Source organism: Streptomyces sp. NRRL F-525, assembly GCF_000716605.1.
In the GTDB taxonomy this organism is placed as follows: Bacteria; Actinomycetota; Actinomycetes; order Streptomycetales; family Streptomycetaceae; genus Streptomyces.
Window position 1 is genome coordinate 178,128 of record NZ_JNXE01000008.1, and the last position, 14,675, is coordinate 192,802.

At 70.1% G+C, this 14,675-nt stretch carries 13 protein-coding genes; 2 read left to right on the top strand and 11 right to left on the bottom strand.

What is annotated here, in order from left to right; genetic code table 11:
* Window positions 1-22: 22 nt before the first annotated feature.
* From OO69_RS14730 to OO69_RS14750, 5 genes are all read right to left on the bottom strand, one after another.
* Window positions 23-1,420: an MFS transporter gene (locus tag OO69_RS14730; protein WP_033281039.1), complete on the bottom strand. Its 1,398-nt coding sequence runs from the start codon at window positions 1,418-1,420 to the stop codon at window positions 23-25.
* Between the two features lie 110 nt (window positions 1,421-1,530).
* Complete coding sequence (locus OO69_RS14735; RefSeq protein ID WP_033281040.1) at window positions 1,531-2,799, bottom strand: FAD-dependent oxidoreductase; 1,269 nt, start codon at window positions 2,797-2,799, stop codon at window positions 1,531-1,533.
* A gap of 55 nt (window positions 2,800-2,854) precedes the next feature.
* Window positions 2,855-3,886: a hypothetical protein gene (locus OO69_RS14740; RefSeq protein ID WP_033281041.1), complete on the bottom strand. Its 1,032-nt coding sequence runs from the start codon at window positions 3,884-3,886 to the stop codon at window positions 2,855-2,857.
* A 432-nt stretch (window positions 3,887-4,318) separates the two neighbouring features.
* Window positions 4,319-6,040: an MFS transporter gene (locus tag OO69_RS14745; protein WP_033281042.1), complete on the bottom strand. Its 1,722-nt coding sequence runs from the start codon at window positions 6,038-6,040 to the stop codon at window positions 4,319-4,321.
* Window positions 6,041-6,081: 41 nt separating this feature from the next.
* Window positions 6,082-6,546 carry a MarR family winged helix-turn-helix transcriptional regulator gene (locus tag OO69_RS14750; protein WP_033281043.1) on the bottom strand — a complete coding sequence of 155 codons (465 nt, stop codon included), beginning with the start codon at window positions 6,544-6,546 and terminating at the stop codon, window positions 6,082-6,084.
* A 104-nt stretch (window positions 6,547-6,650) separates the two neighbouring features.
* Here OO69_RS14750 and OO69_RS14755 point away from each other — a divergent pair, with 104 nt between their 5' ends.
* Window positions 6,651-7,220 carry an RNA polymerase sigma factor gene (locus OO69_RS14755; protein ID WP_234444440.1) on the top strand — a complete coding sequence of 190 codons (570 nt, stop codon included), beginning with the start codon at window positions 6,651-6,653 and terminating at the stop codon, window positions 7,218-7,220.
* Window positions 7,217-7,837 (top strand): hypothetical protein, encoded by a 621-nt coding sequence (locus OO69_RS14760; RefSeq protein WP_033281045.1) that lies wholly within the window; start codon window positions 7,217-7,219, stop codon window positions 7,835-7,837. Before OO69_RS14755 ends, OO69_RS14760 begins: the two co-directional genes overlap by 4 nt.
* A gap of 10 nt (window positions 7,838-7,847) precedes the next feature.
* Here the strand turns inward: OO69_RS14760 and OO69_RS14765 are convergent, their stop codons facing one another.
* From OO69_RS14765 to OO69_RS14790, 6 genes are all read right to left on the bottom strand, one after another.
* Window positions 7,848-8,699, bottom strand: a complete 852-nt coding sequence (locus OO69_RS14765) for a PaaX family transcriptional regulator C-terminal domain-containing protein (RefSeq protein ID WP_033281046.1) — start codon at window positions 8,697-8,699, stop codon at window positions 7,848-7,850.
* A 12-nt stretch (window positions 8,700-8,711) separates the two neighbouring features.
* Window positions 8,712-9,149: an acyl-CoA thioesterase gene (locus OO69_RS14770; protein WP_051801032.1), complete on the bottom strand. Its 438-nt coding sequence runs from the start codon at window positions 9,147-9,149 to the stop codon at window positions 8,712-8,714.
* Window positions 9,146-11,515: a bifunctional salicylyl-CoA 5-hydroxylase/oxidoreductase gene (locus tag OO69_RS14775; RefSeq protein WP_033281048.1), complete on the bottom strand. Its 2,370-nt coding sequence runs from the start codon at window positions 11,513-11,515 to the stop codon at window positions 9,146-9,148. Before OO69_RS14775 ends, OO69_RS14770 begins: the two co-directional genes overlap by 4 nt.
* Entirely contained in the window at window positions 11,512-13,176 is a 1,665-nt protein-coding gene (locus OO69_RS14780) for an AMP-binding protein (protein ID WP_033281049.1), read from the bottom strand. The genes OO69_RS14775 and OO69_RS14780 overlap by 4 nt, the downstream gene beginning before the upstream one ends.
* A gap of 61 nt (window positions 13,177-13,237) precedes the next feature.
* Window positions 13,238-14,191: an acyl-CoA thioesterase gene (locus tag OO69_RS14785; RefSeq protein ID WP_033281050.1), complete on the bottom strand. Its 954-nt coding sequence runs from the start codon at window positions 14,189-14,191 to the stop codon at window positions 13,238-13,240.
* Window positions 14,188-14,673: a cupin domain-containing protein gene (locus OO69_RS14790; protein WP_033281051.1), complete on the bottom strand. Its 486-nt coding sequence runs from the start codon at window positions 14,671-14,673 to the stop codon at window positions 14,188-14,190. Before OO69_RS14790 ends, OO69_RS14785 begins: the two co-directional genes overlap by 4 nt.
* Window positions 14,674-14,675 lie beyond the last annotated feature (2 nt).

A 14,675-nucleotide genomic window follows, 5' to 3' on the forward strand; every position in this document is an offset into this window, starting at 1 on the left:
AAGGTGTCGGGCGGGCCGTGCCTCAGAGCGCGGGCTGCTCGGCGACGCTCAGCCGGGGTAGGGCCGACGGCTCCTCCTCGTCGGCGTCCAGGACCCGGCCCTTCGTCTCCGGTGCCGCGAACGCCATCCACACGACGGCCAACAGGACCGCAACTCCCAGGACCGCGAAGGTTGTTGCCAGTCCCAGCGCGGGCCACATGAGCGAGCCGAACAGCATCGGGGCGAATCCGGTGAGCGCCCGGCTGACCGACGAGGCCCAGCCGAAGCCGCTGGCCCGCAGTTCGGTGGGATACAGCTCGGAGGCGTACGCGTAGAGGGCGGGGATGGTGAGTTGGATCAGGAAGCCGAAGACGCCGATGGCCACGACGGACCCCGTCGGCATCTTCATCACCAGCGCGAACACGACGAGCGCGGCGGAGGCGATCGGCGCCGAGATCCCGATGAGCCACTTGCGGCCGACGATGTCGACGAGGGCCGTGGACGCCAGCACACCGATGATGCCGACCCCGCTCATCAATGTGGTCTTCATGAAGGCCGCCGTGTCGCCGAGGCCCTCGTCCTTGAGGATGGTCGGCATCCAGCTCAGAGCCGCGTAGTAGACCAGCATGATCGTGGCGAACAGCAGCCACGCGGCCGAGGTGATGCGGGGGCTGAACTGCCATACGCGGCGCAGCTGTTCGGCCGCGGCGGCCACTCCGCGCGGGCCGGTCTCGGCGACAGGTTCCGGGATCGTGTACAGCACGGTGGGCGCTCCGGTGCGGGCGACCAGGTCGTCGATGACCTGCCTGGCCTCCGCCTCGCGGCCCTTCTTCGCCAGGTAGATCGGCGACTCCGGGATGCCGCGGCGGGCCCAGAACAGGAGCAGCGCGGGCAGGACCATTGTCGTCAGCATCCAGCGCCAGTTGCCGTCGACCGACAGCAGAGCCGTCGACACGAACCCGCACAGCGTCACGCCCACCGGCCACCACACATCGAGCCCGGTCAGCACCCGACCCCGGTACTTGCGCGGTGAGAACTCGCTGACCAGCGCGTAGTCCACGGGGATGCAGCCGCCGAGGCCGATGCCCGCGAGGAAACGCAGCGCGAGGAAGACGGGGTACGTGGGCGAGAGGGCGCCGAGGACGGAGAACAGGGCGAAGATCAGCAGCGTGACGCTGAAGGCCTTCTTCCGGCCGATCCGGTCCGCGACCGAGCCCCAGACGATGGCGCCCACGGCCATGCCGACGAGGTTGGCCGTGGCCACGTACCCGCGATCGCTCAGGGAGAGGTCGAAGTGCGCACCCACCAGCGGCATGAGGAAGCCGTTCAGGGCGATGTCGTAGGCGTCGAAGAGGTACCCGAGGCCGCCGATGATGAAGATCTTTCCCTGGACGGGCCATTTCCAGGGGAGTTCCTGAACTATCTGATCGCCTGTTTTCACGTTCGCTCCACGGTGTCGCGTGTCTGGTACGTGCCGCACGATTGCGGGCGCGCTTTTTCGCGGGGCTCCGGCGTGCGGACCGGATGGGCACTCTTCAGAGGGGAGGGGACTCAGCGCGCGAACTGGTACGAGAACGCGCCGAGATCCGGGTCGTTGAGCGGCGTGCCCGACCAGAGCCAGTCGTAGGAGAGGTCGGACTCGCCGTCGAAGTTCCTCAACTTCTCGTCCCTGGCCCGCTGTTCGGGGCCGTCGGGCAGGTGGTAGAAGGTCTTGTTGCGCAGGGAGGCGTCCTGGACCATGCCGGCGTGCTTGGCGCGCCGGTCGACGTAGCGGCGCAGCGCTCCCTCGACTCCGGCGGCCGTGACCGCGCCGAGTTCCTCGGCCAGTACGGCGGCGTCCTCCATGGCCTGCGAGGCGCCCTGTGCCTGGTAGGGGAGCATCGCGTGGCAGGCGTCGCCGAGGAGGGCGACCCGGCCGTCGGTCCACACGGGGTCGCGGCGCCGGTGGTGGAGCGCGAAGGCGGAGACGTCCTCCTTCGCCTTGGAGAGCATGGCCGGTACGCGGTCGTCCCAGCCGGGGAAGGCGTCCACGAGGTCCTGCGCGGTCGCGGACACGCTCCACTTCTCGGCGACCTCGTCCGTGCAGGGCACGCAGGCCACGACGTTGAGGTACTCGCCGCCGCGGATCATGTAGTGCACGAGGTGCCGGTCGGGGCCGTACCAGATGGTGCTCTGGAAGCGGTCCACGAGCCAGCGCGTCGCCGGGTCGGCGGCGATCAACTCCCCTGGGATCAGAGCCCGGTAGGCCATCTCGCCGGAAAACTGCAGGGTGTCGGGGGCGCCCATCAGATCGCGGGTGCGGGAGCGGATGCCGTCGGCGCCGACGAGTACGTCACCGGCGTACCGGCGGCCGTCGTCGGTGACGGCGATGGGACGCTCGGGGTCGGTGCGGTCCAACTCGACGACCTTGCTCGCGGTGTGTACGTCCACGACGGGGCCGGGGCCGGTGGGGTCGACGCACGCGTCCAGCAGGACGCGGTGGAGATCGGCCCGGTGGTAGTGCCAGTACGGGGCGTTGAACTGGTCCTTGCAGCGCTGCCCGAGCGAGGTCAGCCCGATGATCCGGCCGTCCTTCCACCGCCGCCGCACCTGGTCGAGCGGTTCGGTGTGGATGGCCTCCATCTGCGGGCGCAGCCCGAGCCCCATCAGGACGCGGCTCGCGTTGGGCGCCGTCTGGATGCCCGCGCCGGCCTCGCCGAGCTCGGACGCCTGCTCCAGGACGGTGACCCGCAGGCCGCGCTGCCGCAGGGCCAACGCGGTGGTGAGCCCGCCGAGACCTCCTCCGACGACGGTGACTTCGTACGACTGGCTGGGCGCCACACTTCCTCCAACTCGCGTGCGGTTATGGGTGGTTCGGTGGAGAGGAGTGACGCGGTCAGCCGTCGGTGAGCTTTCCGGCGGTGACGACCTCGATGTCGTCGACCGTGACCGTGCAGCCGCGCATCGCGATGTCGAGGTGGGCGTACGACTCACGGCCGAGGACCGGGTGCGGGCCCGTCGACCAGAGGAAGTTGCCGGCGAAGGCGCGGGCGTCCATGCCCATCAGGTCGTCCTTGCCGTACATCGCGGTGGCGAACCAGTCGGCCGTGCGCATCAGGCCCCAGCCCATGTGGGAGAGGCTGCGTGCCCACTGGTCCCGGGCGTCCTCGAAGAACGTGGACAGCAGTTCGGCCTCGGCGCCGCCGGACACCTTCTCGATGTGCCCGCTCGCGATCTGGAGGGTGACGGGGGAGCGGACGTACTCCTTGAAGGGGAGCAGGATGTCGCCCTCGGCGAGCACGATCTGGCCGTCGGAGATCTCCGGCCAGCACAGCACCATCGTGCTGGGCCAGTGGTCCCAGCGGCCCGGGTCGTCGGCGAAGCCGCACTGGAACTCCGGCTTGGAACCGGCGAGTTGGACGGTGAGGTCGGTTCCCGCGTCCGAGGTGACCCGCATGACGGATGACCGCTTGAGCAGGTCGACGCCTTCCAACACCTCTGCTTTGTCGCCTTCCTTGGGGAGGTTGCGGATGAGCACGTCGGGGGCGTCGCAGACGAAGATGATGCGGGTGCCGGCGCGCAGGATCTCCTGCTGGACCGGCGCGTGGATGAAGCCCTCGCGGGTCAGGTCGACGACCAGGTCGGCCGACTTCAACAGGTCCTGCGCGGTGCGGTCGTTGAGCACGGAGACCAGGCCGGGACCCGCACCGGTGTGGGTGCTCGGCATCGGCGCGGGGCTGCCGCCGGGCACGGTCGCGGAGATGACGTGAGCGCCGCATGCCTTGGCGGCGCCGAAGGCGGCGGCGACGTAGTCACCACGGCTGCCGGGCTCGGACAGCACCACGACGTGCTCGTCGCTGCGCAGCTTGCAGAGCTTCAACTCGCGGGTGAAGGCGTCGAGGAGGTCGACGGACGAGAGATCGAACACGGGCTTCTCCAGGTGTCGCCGGGGGTACCGATCGCGCCCTTCGGAGGGCTGCGGGCATGCCGCGGACACGCTCCGGGCGCGGTGAAGGAAAGGGGGAGCGAGGGAGGGAGAGGGGAGGGGTGAGGGGGAGAGTCAGGGAGCGGAGGCAGGGCGAACAGGCCCCGCGGTGCATGGTTGAGCAGCGGATTCGGGACGGTGGGGTACCGCCCGACAGAGATAATCCGAGCACGTACTATCTCTGCTTGGCAAGGGTTCGCGCGCCGAGTTAACACGGTTATTTCATGACGAACCGTCAGGGAGATCGCGAACCGGCGACCTGACCTCGGCTTCGTGTACCGGTGGCTCCCGGGTGCTTGTCGCGAGGGCCCGCACACGTCTGTGGCGGGCCCGTCGGTTGCCGGGCCCGCCACAGGTCGGTGTGTGCGGTGGTGGTCAGGCGGCTCCGTCGCGCAGCGCCGGCAGGGTGGCCGAGGTCAGTTGCCGTGGCGCGTTGTCGGGTTCGACGAGGACGACGGTGCAGGTGGCCGCATGGGTGAGGGCGGTGGTGAAGCTGCCTTCCGCGAACTGGGTGAGAGGACCGTGCGGTGAGCGGCCCACGGCGATGGCGCGGGCGCCCGTGTCGGCTGCGTGCCGGGCCAGTACGCGCCCGGCCGCGGAGTGGTCGCCGACGGTGGTGAGAATCTGGCCGGTTGCCGGGACGCCCTGCTCGGCGAGGCGGTCGAGGTGGGCGGTCACGGCCGCGCGGGCCTGGTCGCGTGTCTCCGTTTCGGCGGCCAATTCCTCGACCACGGCGGTCAGTTGGACGTGCACGACCTCCAGCGGGCTGCGGGTGTCGTGGGCGAGCCGGGCCGCCGCGTCGACGATGGCGGGGGCCCGGTCGTGGGCGGATACGGCGACGATGATCCGGGGCGTGCTCCCGCTCACGACCTTGCCGACCGGGGTGAGGGTCGGCGCGACCGACTCGCCCTCGTCGGCGTGCTGTTCGGCCTCGCGGAGCAGGTTGTGGCCGCTCGCGAGAACCGGGATGGCGAGCAGGAAGGTCGCGGCGCCCAGATAGAACGGGACGCTCAGATCGGTGGCGTCGGCGAGCTTGCCCGCCACGTACGGGGCCAGACCGCCGCCGATGAAACGCAGGAAGCCGTACGCGGACGAGGCGACGGGCCGTTCCACCGGCGAGACCAGCATGACGGCCTGGGTGGTCAGGGTGTTGTTGATGCCGATGAACGCGCCGCTGACAATGACCGCCACGATGACCACCGTCGGCGTGGCGACCCCGGCGGCGATCACGGCCATCACCACGGAGAGGCAGGCCAGATTGACGTACAGGACGGGCGCGGTGCCGTAGCGCGCCTGGAGGCGTGGGGCGAAGAAGACGCTGAACGCGGCCACGAGCAGGCCCCACCCGGTGAACACGAGTCCGAGCTGGTGGGCGCTGAGTTCCATGGGGTAGGGGGCGTAGCCCAGCATGGTGAAGAAGCCCCAGTTGTAGAGCAGCGCCATGATGCCCATCGTCAGCAGACCGCGGTGGCGCAGCGCCTTCAACGGCGCGAGGGGCGAGGTGACCCGCTCCGGCTTGGGCAGGTCCGGGACGAACACGGCCGTGGCGACGAGCGCGATGGCCATGAGGACGGCGACGCCGAAGAACGGGCCGCGCCAGCTGATGCCGCCCAACTCGCCCCCGAGCAGCGGCCCTACGGCGATACCGAGGCCCAGCGCCGTCTCGTACAGGATGATCGCGCCGCCGAACCCGCCGCTGGCCGAGGCCACGATGACGGCCAGGGACGTGGCGATGAACAGGGCGTTGCCCAGCCCCCAGCCCGCGCGGAAGCCGACGATGCCGTTGATGGAACCGGAGGTGCCGGCCAGCGCGGCGAAGACCACGATGACCGCCAGGCCTATGACGAGGGTGCGCTTGGCGCCGAAGCGGCTGGAGAACCAGCCGACGAACAGCATCGCCACCGCCGTCACGATCAGGTAGCTGCTGAACAGCAGGGAGACCTGGCTCGGCGTGGCGTGCAGGCTGTCGGCCAGCGCGGGCAGGATCGGGTCGACGAGGCCGATGCCCATGAAGGAGATGACGCAGGCGAACGCGACGGCCCAGACGGCCCTGGGCTGCCGGAACGGGCTGGCGGCATTTCCGTGTGGTGCGCTCATGTGTGCTTGTCCTCCAGGGAGTTGAAGGGGATGCGGAGACGTCAGGAGCGGTCCTGGCGGTCCTGGATCGCGCGGGCCAGGGCCGGTAGGGCGACCCGCACCGCCTGCTGTTCCGGCTCGCTCAATTCCGCGATGAGCTGGTCGAGGGCGTGGGCGCGTTCGGCGCGCCGCTGTCGGGAGATCTCCAGGCCTGTGTCGGTCACCTCGACCAGCACGCCCCGGCCGTCGCTGCGGTCCGCGGTGCGCCGTACCAGGTCCGCGCGCTCCAGCCGGGTGACGAGCTGCGTCATGTTCGGCTGGGTGGCGCCCTCGGCCCGGGCCAGATCGGTCAGCCGGCACGGACCCTCGCGGCCCAGGCGTCCGAGTACGGCGGAGGCGGCCATGCTCAGGCCGCCGGTGACGGCGCTCTGGCGGACGTAGCGGACCATCCTCTCGACGGCGAGGATCAGGTCCTCGGGCGATGTCTCGTGTGAGGCCTCGGGGACCGCCGGTGTCGCTGGATCCATAACCCGCTTATGCATAACGACATTATGCACTTACGTGTAGCTGGAATCAATGTCGACGGCGGAAAGGAACCGGCGGCTGCCGGACAGTACGGGGTGTGGAATCCATGACGGAACAGGAGGCGCGCCGGATGCGGCGGGCGCGCTTCGAAGGACTGGCGCATCTGGTGGTGGAACCGCTGCACCGGTATCTGCTGCGAAGGACGGGCGCCGACATGGTCGATGACGTGCTGTCGGAGACGATGCTCGTGCTGTGGCGTCGACTCGACGATGTCCCTGGGCTGGAGGAGGGGGCCGAGCCCGAACCCGGGGACGTGCTGCCGTGGTGCTACGGGGTGGCGCGGGGGTGCCTGGCGAACGCCCGCCGGGCCGACGGACGCAGGCTCCGGCTGGTGGAGCGGCTGATCCGGAGTCAGGAGGAGGCTCCGGCCGGGGCCGCCGATCACAGTGAGCTGCATGCCGCGCTCGGTGACCTCGGGGCGTTGGACCGCGAGGTCGTGCGGCTGTGGGCGTGGGAGGGGCTGGCGCCACGGCAGATCGCGGAGGCGACCGGGCTGACGTCCAACGCGGTGAGCATCCGGCTCCACCGGGCGAAGGCGAGACTCGCCGACCGGCTGGGGCGAAAGGATGCCGAACCGACCGGACACAAGAGGGATGAAGGAAGGAGCAGTCAGTGAACGACGACGAGTTGCTGGCCCGGCTGAAGTCCGCGGACCCGGCACTGACCGGAGTTGCTCCGCCGCCCGACATCGACCGCCTTGTGGAGGACACCTTGAACACCGACACCGCGCTGCAGTCCGCGACCACCGCCGCCGGCATCGCGACCGCGAGCTGGGGACGCCGTCATCTCTTCGGACTCGCGGCGGCCGGACTACTGGTACTGGGAGGCGGCGTCGCCGGAGGAATCATGGCCAACAGTGGTGACGGCAACGGTCATTCGGCCTCGGCCAAGACGGTGGCCCCGGCCGGCGCGCTGCGGCTCACCGCCGAGGGCGGGTCCGGCAAGTGCATGGTGCCCGGCGTCGACACCCTGGGCAAGTACCCGACCCTCTTCGAAGGAACGGCCACTTCCGTCAAGGGCTCGACGGCCACGTTCCACGTGGACCGGTGGTTCAAGGGCGGCGACGCGGAGACGGTCGTCCTCAGCAGCGACACCGAGGTCTCGGAGACGCTGACGTATACGGAGGGCGGGCACTACATCATCGGCGCCGAGGACGGCTTCGTCCCGATGTGCGCCGCGATCGAGGCCACACCGGAGGACATCGCCAAGTTCCGCCAGGCGTTCGGGAGTTGACCTCGCTGGATCACGAGGGGTCGTCGTCCAGCAGGCTCCGGGCGAAGGCGTGCGCCGGGTCCGCCAGGGTGTGCCGGAGTTCGGCGAAGAGGTCCGCCGCCGTCGTGCCGGACCAGGTGGCGGGGAGGAGGGAGCTGGGCAGGCCCGGGTCGAGATAGGGCAACCGGCGCCAGGCGGTGAGGACTTGGACGTAGTCGATGAACGCCGCCCGGTCGGACCCCTTGCCGGGCCCGGCCCAGCGCGCGGCCATCGGCGTGAACTCGGCGACGAAATCGTCGTAGAGCTTCTGGAGTGCCTCCAAGTCCCACCAGCGGCCCACCTGTTCGGCGGGGTCACCGAAGGCCACGTAGTCGCCGCGGAAGAGGTCGACGTATTGGTCCAGGCCGTGTCGGAGCAGGTGGTCGCGGGTGTCGTCGAGGGCGTGGGCCGGGGCGATCCAGATCCCGGACGAGACCGTGCCGAAGCCCAACCAGGCCAGCCGGGACCGGAGTTGGTGCCGGTGCTGGCGTTCGCTCTCCGGCACCGAGAAGACGGCGATGACCCAGCCGTCGTCGGTGACGGCGTGCCGTTCGAAGATGCGCCGGTCACCGGTCTCCAGGACGGAACGGGCGTACGGCGAGAGCGCGTAGCCCGCGCGGCCGTCCCGGCGCTCGGACACCAGGATCTCGCGGCGCTTGAGCCGGGAGATGGACGAGCGGACCGCCTGGGCGTCGACGTCGAGTTCGGCGAGCAGCCGGATCAGGGTGCTCACGCCGATCCAGCCGCCGACCTCGCGCGCGTAGAGGCCGTACACCGTCACGATCAGGGATCGCGGCGGGGCGGGCTGGCCCGGGCTGTCGTCTTCGAGATCGCTTGCCGTCACGATCGTAGTATTTCAGTGCGCATGTCCGGCGTCCGCTTCCGCCCGGCCGCCCAGCGCGGTACGCCATTCGTCCGGCCAGGGCGCGCTGCCGCCGGTCGCCTTGTCGGGGACGTGGACGGTGACGTAACTGCCGTGGGCGGCACGGCAGTTCGGCTTGCCGTCCGTGCTGTTCCGCCACACCTCGAAGCCGAAGGTCATCGAGGACCGGCCGAGGCGGATCAGCTCGACCCGTGTCTCGACCTCCTCGCCGAACCGGATCGACGCCTCGAACTCGACCTCGTAGCGCACCCTAGGCGCGACCGGGAAGTAGCCCGGGATGTCGTACGCGCGCATCAGCTCGGCCTCCGCCGCCTCGGCGAACCGGACGACGGTGGTGTTGTGGTAGATCCCGGCCGCGTCGGTGTCGATCCACTCCACCCGGGCCCGGTGAACGCCGAACGGCCCGCTCATTCCGCCGCCCTGCCCGGGGTCCACCGCAGGTGCACGGCATCCCGTGGGGTCTCGCGCAGTAGCGCCAGCCGCGGACGGACCGCGTCGGTGCGTGAGGTGGGCGGCTTGCGGCGACCGGCCGCGAACTGCGTCGGCCAGTCGGCGCCCGGGCCCCGGTACTCCTGCTCGGCGGCCGCCTGGAGGGTCCACTGCGGGTTGTAGAGATGCGTACGGCCGAGCGCGCACAGGTCGGCCCGCCCGGCGAGCAGGATCGAGTTGACGTCGTCGTACGACGAGATCGCTCCTACGGCGATCACGGCCGCGCCCGCCGGAGCGGCGACCTCGTGCCGGATGCGGTCGGCGAACGGGGTCTGGTACGAGCGGCCGTACGCTGGCTTCTCGTCCTTGGTGACCTGGCCGGACGACACGTCCACGGCCGCCGCGCCATGCGCGACGAACGCCCGCGCGATCTCCATCGCGTCGTGTTCGGTGTTGCCGTCGGGCACCCAGTCGGTGGCCGAGATCCGGACCGTCACCGGGCGGTCGGCGGGGAACGCGGACCGTACGGCGTCGAAGACCTCCAGCGGGAAGCGCAGCCGGTTCGTGAGGTCGCCGCCGTACTCGTCGGTGCGGTGGTTGGCGACGGGGGAGAGGAAGGAGGAGAGCAAGTAGCCGTGGGCGGCGTGGACTTCGAGGAGGTCGAAGCCTGCTTCGGCGCCCCGGCGGGCCGCGGACACGAAGTCGGCCACGACCGCGTCCATGTCGGCCCGGGTCATTTCGCGGGGCAGGTGGCAGCCCGTGCCGTAGGGCAGCGGGGACGGGCCGAGGACCTGCCAGTTGCCCTCGGTGAGGGGCTCGTCAATGCCCTCCCACATGAGGCGAGTTGAGCCCTTGCGGCCCGAATGGCCCAGCTGGAGACCGATCTTGGCGGTGCTGCGGCCGTGGACGAAATCAGTGACCCGGGTCCACGCGTCGCGCTGGGTGTCGTTCCACAGGCCCGTGCAGCCCGGGGTGATGCGGGCCTCGGGGGAGACGCAGACCATCTCGGTCATGACCAGGCCGGCGCCGCCGAGCGCCTTGGAACCGAGGTGGACGACGTGGAAGTCGTCCGGCACTCCGTCGACGGCGGAGTACATGTCCATCGGTGAGACGATGATCCGGTTCTTCAGCTCCAGGCCGCCGATGGTGAACGGCTGGAACATCGCCGGGACTGATTCGGTGAGGCCTTGGGCTTCCGCGAAGCCGCGCTCGATGAGGTCGGCGAAGCCGGGGTCGCGGTCCTTGAGGTTGTCGAAGGTGATCCGGCGGGAGCGCGTGAGCAGGTTGAAGCAGAACTGCGCGGGGTCCTGGTCGGCGTACCGGCCGATGTTCTCGAACCACTCCAGCGAGGCCTGGGCGGCGCGCTGGGTGGACTCCACCACCGGGCGGCGCTCGGACTCGTACGCCGTCAACGCCTCGCCCACGGTGCTGTGTTCGTGCAGACACGCGGCGAGCGCGAGGGCGTCCTCCATCGCCAGCTTGGTGCCGGAGCCGATGGAGAAGTGCGCGGTGTGGGCGGCGTCGCCGAGCAGGACCACGTTGTGGTGGTGCCAGCGCTCGTTGCGGACGGTGGTGAAGTTGAGCCAACGGGAGTTGTTGGTAAGGAGGTTGTGCCCGGCGAGTTCGTCGGCGAAGATCTCGCGGATCCGGGCCACCGACCGCTCGTCGCTGACTCCGGGCGGGAACTGGGTGCCCTCCGTCGCGTCGAGGCCGGCCTTCCGCCATACGTCCTCGGCCATCTCGACGATGAACGTCGAACCGGAGTCGGAGTAGGGGTAGCCGTGGATCTGCATGGTCCCGAACTCGGTCTGCTTGACCAGGAATTGGAAGGCCTCGAAGACCCGGTCGGTGCCCAGCCACATGTACTTGTTGGTGCGCTGGTCGAGGGAGGGGACGAAGGCGTCGGCGTACTTGGTGCGCACCGCCGAGTTGATGCCGTCGGCCGCGACCACGAGGTCGTAGGAGCCGCGGATTTCGTCGACCTCCGGGGCGAGGGTGCGGTAGTGCACGGTGACGCCGAGTTCGGCGGCCCGCTCCTGGAGGATGTGCAGCAGGTCCTTGCGGGCCATCGCCGCGAAGCCCTGGCCGCCGACGGTGAAGGGGTGGCCGTCGAACTCGATGTCGATGTCGGTCCAGCGGGCGAACCGGCTCTCCATCGCGTCATGGACGACGGTGTCCGCGTTCTCGATGCCGCCGAGGGTCTCGTCGGAGAAGACCACGCCGAAGCCGAAGGTGTCGTCGGGCGCGTTGCGTTCCCACACGGTGATCTCGTGCGCGGGGTCGAGCTGCTTCATCAGCGCGGCGAGATACAGCCCACCAGGCCCACCGCCGACGATCGCGATCCTCATGCCTGGGTCTCCTTCTCGTTCTCTACGAGCCGACGCAGCAGGAAGTGCTGTAGCTTTCCGCTGGTGTTGCGGGGCAGCGCGTCACAGAAGCGCACCGCCCGGGGGTACTTGTACGGCGCCAGCTGCGCCTTGACGTGGTCCTGGATGTCCTTGACCTTGGCCTCGTCGCCGACGACGCCCTCGGCCAGGACGACGAACGCGCAGACGACAGAGCCGCGTTCGGGATCGGGCTTGGCGACCACCGCCGATTCGACGACGTCCGGGTGGGTGTTGATCGCGGACTCGACCTCGGGGCCGCCGATGTTGTAGCCGGAGGACACGATCATGTTGTCCGTGCGGGTGCGGTAGTAGAAGTAGCCGTCCTCGTCGCGGACGAAGGTGTCGCCGGTGACGTTCCAGCCGTTCACCACGTAGTTCTCCTGGCGCGGGTCGTCGAGGTAACGGCAGCCCACCGGGCCGATCACGGCCAGCCGCCCCTCGACACCGGGGCCGACCTCCTCGCCGTCCAGGTCGAGGACCGTGGCGCGGTACCCGGGGACCGGCCGTCCCGTCGAACCGGGCCGGATGTCGTCACCGGCGGCGGAGATGAAGATGTGGATCATCTCCGTGGCGCCGATGCCGTCGATGACCTTGATGCCGGTCTCGGTGCGGAGTTGCTCCCACACTTCCTCCGGTATGTGCTCCCCGGCGCTGACCGCACCGCGCAGACCGTGCAGCCGGTCCGCCTTCCCGGCCTTGAGGATCTGCCGGTACGCCGTCGGGGCGGTCGCCAGCACGGTGACTCCCGCCTCGGCGACCAACTCGGCGAGCGGCTCCGGCGCCACGGCCTCCGTCAGCAGTGCGCACGCACCGGCACGCAGGGCGCAGACGACCAGGATGCCGAGCCCGAAGGTGAACGCGAGCGGGGCCGTGCACGACACCAGATCGTCCGGCTTCAGGCGGAGGGTGTGGCGGCCGAAGGTGTTGTCGATCGACAGGATGTCGCGGTGGAAGTGGGTGGTGATCTTCGGTACGCCGGTGCTGCCCGAGGTGGGTCCGAAGAGGGCGACGTCGTCGGCGGCGGTGTCGACGGCCGTGAACTCCCCTGACTTCGACGCCACTTGGCGTGTCAGGTCGTCGGGCGCGTCGCCGCCGTAGGCCACGATCGTGAGGTCCGGCAGCACGGTGTCGCGTACGGTCTCGACGTCCGCGGTGAAGCGGTGGTCGACCAGGGCGACGGTCGGGCGGGTCTTCTCGACGACGGGGGTGAGTTCGCGGGCGCGCAGGGCCGCCATGGTGGTGACGACGATGCCGCCGGCCTTGAGGACGCCGAGCCAACACGCCACGACCCAGGGGTTGTTGGGGGAGCGGAGCAGGACGCGGTTGCCGGGGACCAGGCCCAGGTCTTCGGTCAGGACGTGGGCGATCTGGTTGGCGCGGAGCAGGAGTTCGCCGTAGGTCCACACCTCGCCCTCCGGTGTGCGCAGGGCCGGGCGGTCGGGGCCGAACGTGGCGGTGGGGACGTCGATCAACTCGGCGCCGGCGTTGAGGCGTTCGGGGTAGCGGAGCTCGTCGGTGGTGAACTCCAGGACCGGCCACTGCGCGCGCGGCGGGAGGTGGTCGCGGGCGAACGTGTCCGGATAGGCGGAGGGCGAGAGGCCCTTCTGGTCCAACTGGTCCATCGGGAGGGTCCTTTCCGCAGGCCGGGGGCGGGCCGTGCAGGGATCAGGAGCTGCGTGGGAGTCAAGAGCTGCGGATCAGGCCTTCCTGGACGACGGTGGCCAGGTGGGTACCGGTGGGGGTGAAGAACCGGCCGACGGCGAGGCCGCGACCGGCGTCGGCGGCGAAGGCTTCCTGGGCGTAGAGGAGCCAGCCGTCCATGGGGGCGGGCCGGTGGAACCACATCGCGTGGTCGAGGCTCGCGGTGATGAGTCCCGGGAGTGCCCACGGCAGGTCCAGCACGCGCAGGACGGGTTCGAGGATCGTGTAGTCGCAGACGTAGGCGAGCGCGGCGAGGTCGCGCTGCTCGTCGGTCAGGCCCTCGACGGGACGCAATGTGTCGAACGGCCTTACCCACACCGCCTGTTGGGGCACGCGCTCGCCCTCGACCGTGAGGTAGACGGGTCCGGGCACGTGCCGCATGTCGAAGCTGCGGCCGCCGCTCCAGTACTCCTCGGAGGTGTCGGTCATCGTGCCCCGGGGGGCGGTGATGTCGCGCAAGTACGAGGCGGAGCTGGGGAGTTCGGTGGGATCCGGTACACCGGCGGGGGGCTCGGCGGCGAAGGTCGCGCCCGGCTCGCCCGCTGCGAAGTTGGCGAGGCAGGTGTAGACGGGCTTGCCGTTCTGGAAGCCGCGGACCTGCCGGGTGGCGTAGCCGCGCCCGTCGCGCAACAGCTCGACCTCGTAACGGACTTCGGCGCCGATGTCGACCGGCCGCAGGAAGTAGGAGTGCATCGAGTGGAGCGTCTTGCCCTCGACCGAGCGCATCGCGGCGGCCGTGGCCTGCGCGACCATGTCACCGCCGTAGGCCTTCGGCCAGGGACAGGGCTGGGTGGTCGCGGTGAAGGCGAGGTCGAAGTGCTCGGGCTCGACGGGGGTGAGGGCGATCGCGGCGGTGAAGGCGGCCGAGGTCGGGACGGAGCGGAGGTCGGCGCCGGTGGCGCGGGAGTCGGCGTTGGTGCTTTGGGTGTCGTTCACGGCCGGTCCAGCCAGTCGCGCAGGTCGGCGTCGGCCACCTCGGCCAGGTTGACCACGATGTTCTCCGGGGTGCGGGTCGTCATCCAGGTCAGCGGGTTGTTGCGGTCGAGGTTGCACTCGACGTGCGGCATGAACGGCGGGACGAAGACCCAGTCGCCCTCCGACAGGTCGAGGTAGTCCTCGAAGCGCTCGCCGAAGTAGATCCGGGCCCGGCCGGAGAGGACGTAGCCGCCGGTCTCGGCCTCGCCGTGGTGGTGGGGCACCGAGCGGTAGCCCGACTCGTTGCTCACCTTCCCGAACCACAGCTTGGTGGCCGGCGTGTGCTGTACGGAGACGCCGGAGATCCGGGTCGCCCCGGCGGACTGACCGGTCGCGCCGACCTCCAGACCACCGCGCGTCACGACCGGTACGACCAGGCCGGACTCGTTGGCGTACGACGAGTTGTCGCCCTCTAGGACGTACTTGGAGAAATCGGGTTCCATGA

What these genes read in the sequence shown, in the direction of transcription:
- OO69_RS14745 (WP_033281042.1), bottom strand. Translation starts at nt 6,040, where the DNA reads ATGAGCGCACCACACGGAAATGCCGCCAGCCCGTTCCGGCAGCCCAGG.
- OO69_RS14750 (WP_033281043.1), bottom strand. Translation starts at nt 6,546, where the DNA reads ATGGATCCAGCGACACCGGCGGTCCCCGAGGCCTCACACGAGACATCG.
- OO69_RS14755 (WP_234444440.1), top strand. Translation starts at nt 6,651, where the DNA reads ATGACGGAACAGGAGGCGCGCCGGATGCGGCGGGCGCGCTTCGAAGGA.
- OO69_RS14770 (WP_051801032.1), bottom strand. Translation starts at nt 9,149, where the DNA reads ATGAGCGGGCCGTTCGGCGTTCACCGGGCCCGGGTGGAGTGGATCGAC.
- OO69_RS14775 (WP_033281048.1), bottom strand. Translation starts at nt 11,515, where the DNA reads ATGAGGATCGCGATCGTCGGCGGTGGGCCTGGTGGGCTGTATCTCGCC.
- OO69_RS14780 (WP_033281049.1), bottom strand. Translation starts at nt 13,176, where the DNA reads ATGGACCAGTTGGACCAGAAGGGCCTCTCGCCCTCCGCCTATCCGGAC.
- OO69_RS14790 (WP_033281051.1), bottom strand. Translation starts at nt 14,673, where the DNA reads ATGGAACCCGATTTCTCCAAGTACGTCCTAGAGGGCGACAACTCGTCG.